The sequence below is a fragment of the Achromobacter aloeverae genome (assembly GCF_004121055.1).
GTDB lineage: Bacteria > Pseudomonadota > Gammaproteobacteria > Burkholderiales > Burkholderiaceae_B > Bordetella_C > Bordetella_C aloeverae.
This window is the reverse complement of sequence record NZ_PYAL01000009.1, coordinates 229,825-241,851: the sequence shown is the minus strand read 5'-3', so window position 1 is coordinate 241,851 and position 12,027 is coordinate 229,825. Positions and strand designations below refer to the sequence as shown.

The 12,027-nt window shown below is 66.4% G+C and carries 12 protein-coding genes; 3 read left to right on the top strand and 9 right to left on the bottom strand.

Features of this window, described 5'->3' with window-relative positions:
* Positions 1-37: 37 nt before the first annotated feature.
* Entirely contained in the window at positions 38-928 is an 891-nt protein-coding gene (locus C7R54_RS26585; RefSeq protein WP_129153929.1) for an NAD(P)-dependent oxidoreductase, read from the bottom strand.
* Between the two features lie 304 nt (positions 929-1,232).
* Between C7R54_RS26585 and dbpA the strand changes: the two genes are divergently transcribed.
* On the top strand, positions 1,233-2,621 hold the full coding sequence (dbpA, locus tag C7R54_RS26580; RefSeq protein WP_129154067.1) for an ATP-dependent RNA helicase DbpA: 1,389 nt from the start codon (positions 1,233-1,235) through the stop codon (positions 2,619-2,621).
* A gap of 48 nt (positions 2,622-2,669) precedes the next feature.
* On the opposite strand, the gene C7R54_RS26575 is transcribed toward dbpA, so the two are convergent.
* The 3 genes from C7R54_RS26575 to orn all read right to left on the bottom strand — a co-directional run bounded on the left by C7R54_RS26575 (position 2,670) and on the right by orn (position 4,978).
* A complete protein-coding gene (locus C7R54_RS26575) occupies positions 2,670-3,548 on the bottom strand; it encodes a LysR family transcriptional regulator (protein WP_129153928.1) in 879 nt (292 codons plus the stop codon).
* 13 nt (positions 3,549-3,561) lie between these two features.
* Positions 3,562-4,356, bottom strand: coding sequence for a 2-(1,2-epoxy-1,2-dihydrophenyl)acetyl-CoA isomerase PaaG (paaG, locus tag C7R54_RS26570; RefSeq protein ID WP_129153927.1), 795 nt, complete (start codon positions 4,354-4,356; stop codon positions 3,562-3,564).
* Positions 4,357-4,432: 76 nt separating this feature from the next.
* On the bottom strand, positions 4,433-4,978 hold the full coding sequence (gene orn, locus C7R54_RS26565; protein WP_129153926.1) for an oligoribonuclease: 546 nt from the start codon (positions 4,976-4,978) through the stop codon (positions 4,433-4,435).
* Positions 4,979-5,031: 53 nt separating this feature from the next.
* On the opposite strand from orn, the gene C7R54_RS26560 reads away from it, so the two are divergent.
* The gene (locus C7R54_RS26560) at positions 5,032-6,306 is read left to right on the top strand and encodes a M48 family metallopeptidase (RefSeq protein WP_129153925.1); all 1,275 of its coding nucleotides are present in this window, start codon (positions 5,032-5,034) and stop codon (positions 6,304-6,306) included.
* On the top strand, positions 6,303-7,238 hold the full coding sequence (rsgA, locus tag C7R54_RS26555; protein WP_129153924.1) for a ribosome small subunit-dependent GTPase A: 936 nt from the start codon (positions 6,303-6,305) through the stop codon (positions 7,236-7,238). The genes C7R54_RS26560 and rsgA overlap by 4 nt, the downstream gene beginning before the upstream one ends.
* Before the next feature lie 45 nt (positions 7,239-7,283).
* On the opposite strand, the gene C7R54_RS26550 is transcribed toward rsgA, so the two are convergent.
* From C7R54_RS26550 to C7R54_RS26530, 5 genes are all read right to left on the bottom strand, one after another.
* A complete protein-coding gene (locus C7R54_RS26550; protein WP_129153923.1) occupies positions 7,284-8,009 on the bottom strand; it encodes a CoA pyrophosphatase in 726 nt (241 codons plus the stop codon).
* Positions 8,010-8,277: 268 nt separating this feature from the next.
* Positions 8,278-8,679 carry a 50S ribosomal protein L19 gene (gene rplS / locus C7R54_RS26545; RefSeq protein ID WP_094852574.1) on the bottom strand — a complete coding sequence of 134 codons (402 nt, stop codon included), beginning with the start codon at positions 8,677-8,679 and terminating at the stop codon, positions 8,278-8,280.
* Between the two features lie 223 nt (positions 8,680-8,902).
* Positions 8,903-9,286, bottom strand: coding sequence for a hypothetical protein (locus tag C7R54_RS26540; protein WP_129153922.1), 384 nt, complete (start codon positions 9,284-9,286; stop codon positions 8,903-8,905).
* A gap of 13 nt (positions 9,287-9,299) precedes the next feature.
* Positions 9,300-10,511: a PA0069 family radical SAM protein gene (locus tag C7R54_RS26535; RefSeq protein ID WP_129153921.1), complete on the bottom strand. Its 1,212-nt coding sequence runs from the start codon at positions 10,509-10,511 to the stop codon at positions 9,300-9,302.
* A 210-nt stretch (positions 10,512-10,721) separates the two neighbouring features.
* The gene (locus C7R54_RS26530; RefSeq protein ID WP_129153920.1) at positions 10,722-12,020 is read right to left on the bottom strand and encodes a sulfate adenylyltransferase subunit 1; all 1,299 of its coding nucleotides are present in this window, start codon (positions 12,018-12,020) and stop codon (positions 10,722-10,724) included.
* Between the last annotated feature and the right edge of the window lie 7 nt (positions 12,021-12,027).

Genomic DNA, 12,027 nt, shown 5'->3' with positions numbered 1-12,027 from the left:
GGTGATCCCGGATACCTACGGATGCCCTCCGACAACCTCAGGCGGCCGGCTCGGCGCCGAACTCGGCGCCGGCCCAGCGTTCGATATGGCGTATGACCTCGACGTTGTCGCGCGGTCCGTCGCCCTGCGACAGCGCGAAGGCCAGGAATTGGCGCGCGGCGGGATTGACCCGCATGGGCACCCCCAGCTTCTCGGCCTCGTCCAGGCACATCTTGACGTCCTTGTGCAGCAGCTCGGTGGTGAAGCGCACCGGGAAGCTGCGATCCAGTACGCACTGCGGAATGCGTTCCAGCGTGGCGAAGGACCGGCCGCTGGAAACATTGAGCACGTCCAGCAGCGTGCGCGGGTCCAGGCCGGCCTTGACACCGTAGACCAGCGCTTCGCAGCTGGCGATCATGCTGGTGGCGTACAGCGTGTTGTTGATGATCTTGGTGGTCTGGCCCAGGCTGGCGTCCTCGCCCAGGTAGAACAGGTTCTTGCCGATGACGCGCAGCACGGCCTCCACTTCCTCGAAGGCCGCGCGCGGACCTGCCGCCATGACGGCCAAGGTGCCCTTCTCCGCCGCCACCGTGCCGCCGCTGACGGGCGCGCCTATGGTGGTCACGCCGTGCGCCGACAATATGGCCTCGACCTCCTTGGTCACCGACGGCCCGGTGGTCGACATGTCGACCAGGATGCGCAGCCCCTTGACGTCCGCCAGCTCGCGCGCCACGTCGGCCACGATGGCAGGCATGGGCAGGCAAAGCAGCACCACCGGCGTCTCGGCGGCCAGCGCCCGCACGCTGTCCATGCCCCGCGCGCCCGCCTGCACCGCACGCGCCTGGGCCGTTTCCGACCGGTCATGCACCAGCAGTTCATGGCCCGCGTCCAGCAGGCGTTGCGCGAAATGGCGGCCGATGTTGCCGACCCCGATCAAGCCCAGTTTCATCTCAGTCTCGCTCCAACGATGCGCGGGGATCCCGATGCGGATCCCTCTGCCTGCATCCTAGACAGGGGCGCCCACGGTGGCGAGTGCTGAATCGGCGATGGGGTATAACCTGAAGCTAATCGACGGCTGGGGCGCGATGAGGTGGGGTATGTCGCTGCCCTCGCCGCTGCGCACGCCGCTGCGCACGCCGCCAAAGGCAATACACTGTCGGTCGATCCCGCAACTTGATGCCCCATTCAGCGGTTCTTGCGAACCGCCCTACCGTGGCCATACCGTGACCCAGCCCCCCTTGCCTTCCCAGCCCCTGTCTTCCCAGCCCTTTTCTTCCCTGCCCCTGCTGCCCGCCTTGCTGGACAACCTGCAAAGCCTGGGCTTCGAGCGGATGACGCCCATCCAGGCGCACAGCCTGCCGCTGATCCTGGAAGGCCGCGACCTGATCGCGCAGGCCAAGACCGGCAGCGGCAAGACCGCGGCGTTCGGCCTGGGCGTGTTGCAAAACCTGGACGTCAATCGCCTGGTGCCGCAAGGACTGGTGGTCTGCCCCACGCGCGAACTGGCCGATCAGGTGGCGCAGGAACTGCGCCGGCTGGCCCGCCTGATCCCCAACGTCAAGGTGCTGACGCTGGTCGGCGGCGCCGCGGCCCGGCCCCAGGCTGAATCCCTTGCGCGCGGGGCCCACCTGGTGGTCGGCACGCCGGGCCGCATCCAGGACCATCTGGAACGCGGCAGCCTGGACTTGTCCGCCCTGAACACCCTGGTGCTGGATGAAGCCGACCGCATGGTGGACATGGGCTTTTATGACGACATCGTCGCCATCGCGTCGCACTGCCCGGCCAAGCGGCAGACCTTGCTGTTCTCGGCCACCTATCCCGACAACATCCGCAAGCTCAGCGCACGCTTCCTGCGCAACCCGGCCGAGGTGAAGGTGGAGGCCCAGCATGACGCCAGCCACATCGAACAGATATTCTACGAGATCGAGGAAGCCCAGCGGCTGGAAGCCGTGGCCACGCTGCTGGCCCACTTCCGGCCGGTCTCGACGCTGGCATTCTGCAACACCAAGATCCGCAGCCACGACCTAGTCGAGCACCTGCAAGCCCGGGGCATCAGCGCCCAGGCGCTCAACGGCGACCTGGAGCAGCGCGAGCGCGACGAAATCCTGATCCAGTTCGCCAACCAGAGCTGCGCCGTGCTGGTGGCCACCGACGTCGCCGCCCGCGGGCTGGACATCCAGAACCTGGGCGCCGTCATCAATGTGGACGTGACCAAGGACACCGAGGTTCACGTGCACCGCATCGGCCGCAGTGGCCGCGGCGACCAGAAGGGACTGGCACTGAGCCTGTGCTCGCCGGAGGAAATGCGCTGGGCCAACCTCATCGAGCAATACCAGGGCGCCCCGCTGAGATGGGCCGACATCAAGTCGCTGCGCCCCAAGGCCGATCGCCCCCTGCGGGCTCCCATGGTCACGCTGTGCATACAGGGCGGCAAGAAAGACAAGTTGCGGCCCGGCGACCTGCTAGGTGCGCTCACCGGCGACGGCGGCCTGGCGTTCGAGCAGGTGGGCAAGATCAACATCACCGAATTCAATGCGTATGTCGCCCTGGATCGGCAGATCGCCAAGCAGGCCTACTCACGCATCTCCAACAGCAACATCAAGGGGCGCCGCTTCCGCATGCGCTTCCTGGAAGAGATCTGACCGGCATCGGCGCGACGCCACGGGCAGCAGTCTGTACTAGCTCCCCGCTCACGGCTTGCGCAGCAGTTCGATGAACTTGTCGGCGTGACTGCTGCCGGTATCGAAGACCGACCGCACGATGCTGGGATAGAGCAGGATATCTTCCGCCAGCGGCAGGACCTGGACGTCGGGCCAGGCCATGCCGGCCATGGTGAACTCGTCCACCACGGCCACCCCCGCGCCCGCGCGCACCAGGCTGCACGCCATATCCGTCTGGTGGATGTGGACGGACACCCGCATCGCCACGCCCGCCTTGTCGAAAGCCGACGCCACCAATTGCCCGAAGGGAATATTGGGATGATGGGCAATCAGCGGATGACCGCCCAGGTCGGCCAGGCTGACCCGGCGCTTGCGCGCCAGGACATGGCCGCGCGGCACCACGCAAACCATGCGCCCTTCCAGGAAGGTTTCGACGCGCAGGTTGGGATGCTCGATGGGCAGCACCGAAATCGCCAGGTCGACTTTCTTGCTCAGCACTTCCTGCGCCATGCCATTGAGCAGGGTCTGGACGAAGTTCACCTGGATATTGGGATACTCGCGCACGAATGCGGTGATGGTGGCGGCCACCACGCCACGGCTCAAAGCCGGGCTGCAAGCCAGGTTCAAGGTCCCGGACTGGCCGCTGGCAAGGCCACGCGCGAACTCATCGATGCGCAGCACGTGCTCGTAGCAGTGGTTGACCTCGCGATACAGGGCCTCGGCCTCCACCGTGGGCACCAACTTGCCCTTGACGCGCCGGAACAGCGCCAGGCCCAAGGTGTTTTCCGTATGGGCGACGATGCGGCTGAGGGCGGGCTGCGACGTGAACAGCAGCTTGGATGCCCCCTTGATGGAGCCGGTCAGCATGACCGCCCGGAACACCTCCATCTGGCGCAGGCTGAATCGCATGGGCGAGAAGGCGTCAGCGGCCCTTGAAGACGGGTTCGCGCTTGGCCATGAAGGCGGCCACGCCTTCGGCGTAATCCTCGCTACGGCCCAGCTCGGCCATCATGCCGCGTTCCAGCTCCAGCTGTTGCGCGAGGTTGTTGTCCACGCTGGCACGCAAGGCGCGACGCGTATAGGCCAGCCCCTTGGTCGGCGCCTGCGCCAGCTGGCGAGCCAGCCGGTCCAGGGTAGCGTCGAACTCGTCGTCGGGAACGCATTGCCAGATCATGCCCCAATCCTCGGCCTGGCGTGCGCTGATGCGGTCGCCCAGCAAGGACATGCCCATCGCCCGGGCGCGGCCGACCAGTCGCGGCAGGACATAGGTGCCGCCCGAGTCCGGCAACAGGCCCAGTCGACAGAACGACTGGATGAAGCTCGCCGATGCCTTGGCGATCACGATGTCGCCCGCCAGCGCCAGATTGGCGCCCGCGCCCGCCGCCACGCCGTTCACGCCCACCAGCACGGGCATGGCCAGCGCGTCGAGGCGGCGGATCAGCGGATTGTAGTTCTGGCCCAGGGTCTCGCCCAGGTCGACGGGGGCACCCCCGGGTTCGCGCTTGCGTTCGCCCAGGTCCTGGCCGGCGCAGAACCCGCGGCCCGCGCCCGTCAGCAGCAACACGCGCGCGCCGCCTTCGCCCGCCTCGACCCGGCTCATGGCGTCGCGGACTTCCTCGTGCATGGCCGCCGTGAAGCTGTTCAGCTTGTCGGGGCGGTTCAGGGTAAGGCGGGCAACGCCGGCCTCGATCTGGAACTGGATGTCCTGATACGACATTCTTGTGGGTCTCCTCCGGGCAGATTCGCCCTTTTTCCTCGCGCGCGGGTCCGGGCCAGGCGGCCCGCCCCGTGGGTCATACCTTCAGGAAATGCTCGCGGTAATAGGCAAGCTCGGCGATCGACTCGTAGATATCGGCCAGCGCCTCGTGGCGGCTCTTCTTGTCGAAGCCGCGATAGACCTCGGGCCGCCAGCGGCGCGCCAGTTCCTTCAAGGTACTGACGTCGAGGTTGCGATAGTGGAAGAATTGCTCCAGCCGCGGCATGTAGGCGAACATGAAGCGGCGGTCCTGGCTGATGGTGTTGCCGCACAGCGGCGACTTGCCCGCCGGCACGTGCTGCGCCAGGAAGGCCAGCAGGATATCCTCGGCCTGCGACTCGCTGACGGTCGACGCCTTGACCTTGTCGATCAGGCCGCTCTTGCCGTGCGTGGACTTGTTCCAGTTGTCCATCGCGTCGAGCAGGCTGTCGGGCTGGTGGACGACGATCACGGGGCCCTCGGCCACCACCGTGAGGTCGGGCTCGGTCACGACCACGGCCACTTCGATGATGCGTTCCTTCTCCGGATCCAGTCCGGTCATTTCCATGTCGAGCCAAACCAGGCGGTTCTCGTTCAGAGCCATATAATTTGCCTTATAAAAACGCGATTTTCTCACACCGGCTGCCCATCGTTCCCATGCTTACACTCTTGTTCGTCGCCCTGCTGCTGGCCGGCATCATCGTCCGGGTCTGGCTGGCCAGCCGGCAAATCCGGCACGTGGCGCGCCATCGCGACGCTGTGCCCCCGGAATTTTCCGCCCGCATCGGCCTGGCCAGTCACCAGCGCGCGGCGGACTATACGGTGGCGCGCGTACGGCTGGGCCTCAAGGAGCGTTTCTTCGACGCCGCCGTGCTTATCGGGCTGACGCTGCTGGGCGGCCTGCAAGCCATCTCGACCTGGGTTTCCGGCCTGACCGACAACGACTTCCTGCGCCAGCTGGCGCTGATCGCCGTGGTGGGCCTGCTGCTGGGCTTGCTGGAATTGCCCTTCACGATCTGGCGCCAATTCCACCTGGAAGGCCGTTTTGGCTTCAACCGCATGACCCCGGGGCTGTTTTTCCGCGACGCGGTCAAGGGCCTGGTCCTGACGGCGATCATCGGCCTGCCGCTGGCGGCCGCCGTACTGTGGCTGATGGCGCGGGCCGGCGCCTACTGGTGGCTGTGGGCCTGGGCCCTCTGGGTCGGCTTCAGCCTGCTCACCCTGCTGCTGGCGCCCACGTTGATTGCTCCGCTCTTCAATAAATTCACGCCGCTGGACGACGCCGACCTGAGCAGCCGCATCCAGCAGCTGGCGCAGCGCTGCGGCTTCGCCATCAACGGCCTGTTCGTCATGGACGGGTCGCGCCGGTCCGGGCATGGCAATGCCTACTTCACCGGTTTCGGCAAATCCCGCCGCATCGTCTTCTTCGATACCCTGCTGGCGCGCCTGGATGGCCCCGAGATCGAAGCGGTGCTGGCGCACGAGCTGGGACATTTCGCCCACCGCCATATCGTCAAGCGCATCGTCATGAGCTTCGTGCTGGCGCTCGGCTTCTTCGCCCTGCTCGGCTGGTTGGCGGGACAACCCTGGTTCTACCTGCAACTGGGCGTGGCGCCCCAGCTGGGGGGCCGCAATGACGCCATGGCCCTGCTCCTGCTGTTCATGGTGGTGCCGGTCTTCACCTTCCTGCTCACGCCGCTGGCGAGCTGGTATTCGCGCCGGGATGAATTCCAGGCCGACCGCTATGCCGCCGAGCAGAGCTCCGCCAAGCAGCTGGTGTCCGCCCTGGTCAAGCTGTACGACGACAATGCCGCCACGCTGACGCCGGATCCGGTCCATTCCGCCTTTTACGACAGCCACCCGCCGGCGGCCATACGCATCCGGCACCTGAACCTGGCGCCCGCCGCGCCGGCGGTGGCAGTCCAGCCATGAGGGGCCGCCAGCAAGGCAGTCCCGTCCCGGCCAACCGCCCGCAACAACTCCAGGGCCGCATCATCGGCGCCCATGGGCGGCACTTCCTGGTCGAATTCGAGGATGGCACGCAGCGCCTGTGCTTTCCCCGCGGCAAGAAGGCCGGCGCGGCGGTCGGCGACCGCGTGACCGTGTCTCCGGAGGGACGGGATGAGGGCGCCATCGACGCCATCCTGCCCCGCAAGAACCTGCTCTACCGCTCCGACGAGATGCGCAGCAAGCAGTTCGCGGCGAACGTGGACAGGCTGTTCATCGTGGTCGCCGTGCAGCCGACTTTCTCCGACGACCTCGCCGGCCGTGCATTGACCGGCGCCTGCAGCGCCGGCATCGAGCCCTATCTCGTCCTGAACAAGGTGGACCTGGAAGCGGGCCTCGCCGAAGCCCGCGCGCGGCTCGCGCCCCTCGCGCGCCTGGGCGTTCCGGTGCTGGAGGTCAGCGCGCAAGACCCAAACCATGCCCGCGCCGTGCTGGCGCCGCACATGACGGGCCATGCCAATCTGCTGCTGGGCCAGAGCGGCATGGGCAAGTCCACCCTGCTCAATGCCCTGGTGCCGGGGGCCGACGCCCCCACGCGCGAACACTCCACCGCGCTGGACATGGGCAAGCACACCACCACCAGCACGCGGCTATACCACCTGCCCAGCGGCGGCGACTTGATCGATTCCCCGGGTTTCCAGGCCTTCGGCCTGGGACATCTCTCGGGCGAGGACATCGTGCGTGGCTTCCCGGAATTCGCGCCCTTCGTGGCGCACTGCCGCTTCTATAACTGCACGCACCTGCATGAACCCGGCTGCGGCGTGCTGGCTGCCCTGCGCGAAGGCATGATCGAGCCGGCACGGCATGCGCTTTACCAGCGCATCGTCGAGGAAAACGCGGCACAGGCGAGGTATTGAGGGGTATCCGGCGCCTGGCCTGTGTCTGGCTCCTGTATCCGGCACCTATTCGTGCCCGCCGCCCAACAGGTAGTACAGGTTGCGCAGCATGGCGGCGGTCGCGCCCCAGATGAAATACTGCTGCCAGGGCATGGAGTAGTACTGCCGCACCCTGCCATCGGCCAGCTCCGCGCGATGCAGGCGATGGTTGGCCGGATTCACGATGAAGCCGAGCGGCACTTCGAACACCTCCGCCACTTCGAAGGCATCGGGCGCCAGCGTGAACCCGGGCTGCACCAGCCCGACGACGGGGGTGATGGAAAAACCGGTGGCCGTCATATAGGACGGCATGCTGCCCAGCACCTCGACGTAATCGGGAGCCAGGCCGGTCTCCTCCTGCGCCTCGCGCAGGGCGGCGGCCTGGGGGCTGGCGTCGGTGTCCTCGATACGTCCGCCGGGAAAGCTGATCTGTCCCGCGTGGTCGTGCAAATGCGCCGCGCGCTGGGTCAGCATCACATGCACGCCATCGGGCCGCGTCACCAGCGGGACCAGGACGGCGGCCAGCACAGGAGGCCCCTCGCGTCCGGGATAACGGGTGTCGTCGTTCAGCGGCAGTTGCACGGACCAGGACCTGGGCCCGGCCAGGCGTTCGCGCAATGCCTGTTCCGTCAAACGCTCGGGCGGCAGCGGTGGCAAGCCATCATCGGCCACCACCCAGGGCTGGGCAGCCGGGTCGAAGAACGGCCGCACGGCGGGACGGCGCGGTCGCGAGGAAGAGGAGGAATCAGACATAAGCCCCTGGAGAATAGCCTATGGAGGATAGCCCGTTAAGAATGGTCAGCGTGCTGCGGAGAGTACGGATAGCCCGGCTGTTCCAAGCGGTCTGGCCATCGGGGAATAGAAAAGGCACCCTGCAGGGTGCCTTTCCATGGGGTCTTTCCCACGGGCTTTGCCGATACATCGCGGAGGGCGCGGCATACTGCCGCCGAGCTCTCCGCCGCATCCCGGTACGCAAGCAAGCCGCTAGGCCCGCCTCGCATACCGGATGCGGACATCGCGATCAGGACGCGGCCTTGGCCGACTGGGCGGCAGCCTGACGGCTGACCAGCTTTTCCTTGATGCGAGCCGACTTGCCCGAGCGATTGCGCAGGTAGTACAGCTTGGCGCGACGCACGTCGCCACGACGCTTGACTTCGATCGAGGCGATTTGCGGGGAGTACAACTGGAACGTACGCTCGACGGCTTCACCCGACGAGATCTTGCGCACGATGAACGACGAATTCAAGCCGCGGTTGCGCTTGGCGATGACCACGCCTTCGAAGGCCTGGACACGCTTGCGGTTACCTTCAACCACGTTGACGTTGACCACCACGGTGTCGCCGGGGGCGAACTCGGGCAGCGTCTTGTTGTCGCCGAGCAGGCGCTTGATTTCTTCCTGTTCCAGGATAGCGATGAGGTTCATGTGAACTCCAGAGTCATCATATCTGTGCGGGTTTCGTGGCCACCGCGACGGAGGACCGCCTCGATGTCTTGCCGGCAAATTCGCCACGATCTTGTGATGCCCGGGGATAAACCCCGAAACGGATCCAGAGGACCCAATTTGGCCGCACGTAGAGGATGAGATTTGGCAAACCAGCAATTCTACAATAAATCAGCCAGTTACGTAAACCTCGGGACCGGCCCGCTCAGAATCCCAGCGCCGAACCCAGCCACATCAGGCCGGGGATCATGGCGCCCCACATGCCGACGAGGAGGATATCCGTCACCATCTGGCGGACACTGACGTCCCCCGGCTTGGCCAGGCGCTCGGCCGGCATGGCCTCGGGCGTCGGCCGTACCCGCTGGTCGTCGGCGCCACGCCCCGTGGGCGCCTGATCCTGCGGCGCCGGACGGAAAGGCCATTTCCCGGTGAGCCTGCCCGCCAGCCTGGTCGGCAGCTTGCCCGCGCGCTTGCCGCCGGAGGGCGTGCCCGGCGTAGCGCCGGCGATCGATCCGAAAGTGCCGGCGACAGTACCGGACAAGTCATGGGAGAAAGGGACGGAAAATTGCGGCTGAACGGCAACAGTCATGATGGGCTCCTGGCTAGCGCGTAGGCGTCCGCGCGGCGGATGAGACAGCGGGGCCGGGCTGGTCGAACAAGCTCAATTGCGGGGACGGCGCCCGGTTTTGCCGTCCCGCCGCGCCGCCCGCCGGGGCCGGCGCGACGAATTGGTGGGTGTCCAGCGGCAAGCGCTGGCGATTCAAGCCATGCTTGCGCACGGCCAGCTGGAAACGTTGGCGCAGCAGGTCGGCCCAGGCGCCCGTCCCGCTCATGCGGGTGCCGAAACGAGGGTCGTTGCGCTTACCGCCCCGCATGTCCTCGATACGGTGCAGCACGCGCTGCGCACGATCAGGAAAATGGGTCTGCAACCACTGTTCGAACACATCCTTCACCTCCCAGGGCAGGCGAACGACGGTGTAGCTGCCGTAATAGGCGCCGGCCGCCGCCGCGGCTTCCAGGATGCGTTCCAGGTAGACGTCGTTGATGAACGGAATGACAGGCGCGACCAGGACGCCAACCGGCACGCCCGCCTCGGCCAGCGTGCGCACCGCCTCCAGCCGCCGTTGCGGCGCCGAGGCGCGCGGCTCCAGGGTGCGGGAGAGTTCATTGTCCAGGGACGTGATGCTGATGTAGACCGCCACCAGGTTGCGCTGCGCCAGTTCCCGCAGCAGATCCAGGTCGCGCTCGACCAGGGCGTTCTTGGTGACCAGGGTCAGCGGATGGCGGGTTTCCAGCAGCAATTCGAGCAGGCCGCGCGTCAGGCGCCAGTCACGCTCGATAGGCTGGTAGATATCCGTGGCCGACCCCAGGTTGACCGGAGACACCCGGTACCCCGGCCGCGCGAGCTCGGCGCGCAAGGCCTCGACGGCATTGGCCTTGGCGACCAGCCGGGTCTCGAAATCCAGCCCCGGCGAATAGCCCAGGTACGCATGGGTAGGCCGGGCGTAGCAATACACGCATCCATGCTCGCACCCGCGATAGGGATTGATGGCCTGGTCGAAACCGATATCCGGGGAATCGTTACGGGAAAGTATGCGGCGCGCCTGCTCGACCGCCACGGTCGTGGCCAGTCCGCGTGGCGGTTGGAAATAAACAGGGACAGTTTGAGCGGGGTCGTGGTCGACGGCGGCGTTGCGCTCGTCTTTCTGGAAGCGATGTCCGACATTAGTAACCGCACCCCGACCGCGCAAGGCGGCGGGGGCGGCAGCCGGGGACCCAGAACCGGCGGAAACGAAATGATCGGTGCGTTCCATGAAAGTACTGTACAAGCATCCAGTACTTTATGCAACCCACTGAACGTCGTTTTGCGACGACGGTTCACTTTACTCCAAGACCACGATGCGTGCGGAGCAAAATTTTTCCGCTGTGGCTTTACCGCAAAACCCTCATAAATAAAGGCTTAAAGCGAAAGTAGACACTTCAGCCACGCGCGTGCGGGGGTTGACAAACCGCCCCGCCGGCGTTCACCGCACCATGCCCGCGGCCGCTGTCTGGTGCGTGGTCTCGTCGATCAGGATGAACGCGCCCGTGGCCGGATTTTCCGCATAAGGATCGACCGTCAACGCATCGCGCGTAGCGATCACGACGCGGCCGATATCGTTCATCGACAACGCAGTGCCTTCGGCTTCGATCTCATCGAGCTCGTGTATGTCGCGACGCGTACGCACCTGCTTGATGCGCGCCGCGGTCAGTCGCGTGCCGTGCTTGAGCAGGTACTTGCGCGCGGGATTCAAGGCCTGCGTATCGAACCAGCACAGCTCCGCTTCGAACTCGCGCTCGACACGCGCTGGCGCATCGGCGTGCGCCAGCACATCGCCGCGCGACACGTCGACATCGCGATCCAGTTCGACCATGACGGAGTCGCCCGCGTACGCGCACTCGCGCGCCTGCGTGTGCGCCAGGATGCGGCGCACGCGCGCGCTCGCGCCGGCCGGCAACACCACGACCTCATCGCCCACGCGCAAGACGCCGCTGGCGACGCGCCCGGCATAGGCTCGGAAGTCGGTGGCCGTATCGCCGTCGTGACGCGCCACCCATTGCACCGGGAAACGCAGGGGCGCGTCGGCGGAAGCGTCGCGGGTGTCCAGCGCCTCGAGCAGGGGCAGCAAGGGCTGGCCGTCGTACCACGGCGCCGCGTCGCTGCGGTTCACCACGTTGTCGCCGCGCAGCGCGGAGATCGGCAGCGCCTGGTAGCGCTCGATGCCGATGCGGCGCGCCAGGTCGGCATAGGCGGCGTCGATGCGCGCGAACACCGCCTGGTCCCAATCGACCAGATCCATCTTGTTGACCGCCACCACGATATGGCGGATGCCGAGCAGGTGCGCCAGCATGCTGTGGCGCTTGGTCTGCGGCAGCAGTTGGCCGTCGGCGACGCGCGTGGCGTCGATCAGGATGACGGCGACGTCGGCCGTGGACGCGCCGGTCACCATATTGCGCGTGTACTGCTCATGGCCGGGCGCGTCGGCAATGATGAACTTGCGCTGGGGCGTCGCGAAGTAGCGATAGGCTACGTCTATGGTGATCCCCTGCTCCCGCTCCGCTTCCAGCCCATCGGTCAGCAGGGAGAAATCGATGCCGTCGCCGCTGACGCGTTTGTGCTTGGCCCGCGCGATGGCATCGAGCTGGTCGGCGAACACGCCCTTGCTGTCATACAGCAGGCGGCCGATCAGCGTGGACTTGCCGTCGTCGACCGAGCCCGCGGTGATCAGGCGGATAACGCCGCCGTCGGTGGACGGCAGGAAGGATTCGTTGATGGCGTTCATGGTGATA

Bases quoted from the DNA above. Each gene is read 5' to 3' on its own strand.
- C7R54_RS26585 (WP_129153929.1), bottom strand. From the start codon at position 928: ATGAAACTGGGCTTGATCGGGGTCGGCAACATCGGCCGCCATTTCGCG.
- C7R54_RS26575 (WP_129153928.1), bottom strand. From the start codon at position 3,548: ATGCGATTCAGCCTGCGCCAGATGGAGGTGTTCCGGGCGGTCATGCTG.
- paaG (WP_129153927.1), bottom strand. From the start codon at position 4,356: ATGTCGTATCAGGACATCCAGTTCCAGATCGAGGCCGGCGTTGCCCGC.
- orn (WP_129153926.1), bottom strand. From the start codon at position 4,978: ATGGCTCTGAACGAGAACCGCCTGGTTTGGCTCGACATGGAAATGACC.
- C7R54_RS26560 (WP_129153925.1), top strand. From the start codon at position 5,032: ATGCTTACACTCTTGTTCGTCGCCCTGCTGCTGGCCGGCATCATCGTC.
- rsgA (WP_129153924.1), top strand. From the start codon at position 6,303: ATGAGGGGCCGCCAGCAAGGCAGTCCCGTCCCGGCCAACCGCCCGCAA.
- C7R54_RS26550 (WP_129153923.1), bottom strand. From the start codon at position 8,009: ATGTCTGATTCCTCCTCTTCCTCGCGACCGCGCCGTCCCGCCGTGCGG.
- rplS (WP_094852574.1), bottom strand. From the start codon at position 8,679: ATGAACCTCATCGCTATCCTGGAACAGGAAGAAATCAAGCGCCTGCTC.
- C7R54_RS26540 (WP_129153922.1), bottom strand. From the start codon at position 9,286: ATGACTGTTGCCGTTCAGCCGCAATTTTCCGTCCCTTTCTCCCATGAC.
- C7R54_RS26535 (WP_129153921.1), bottom strand. From the start codon at position 10,511: ATGGAACGCACCGATCATTTCGTTTCCGCCGGTTCTGGGTCCCCGGCT.
- C7R54_RS26530 (WP_129153920.1), bottom strand. From the start codon at position 12,020: ATGAACGCCATCAACGAATCCTTCCTGCCGTCCACCGACGGCGGCGTT.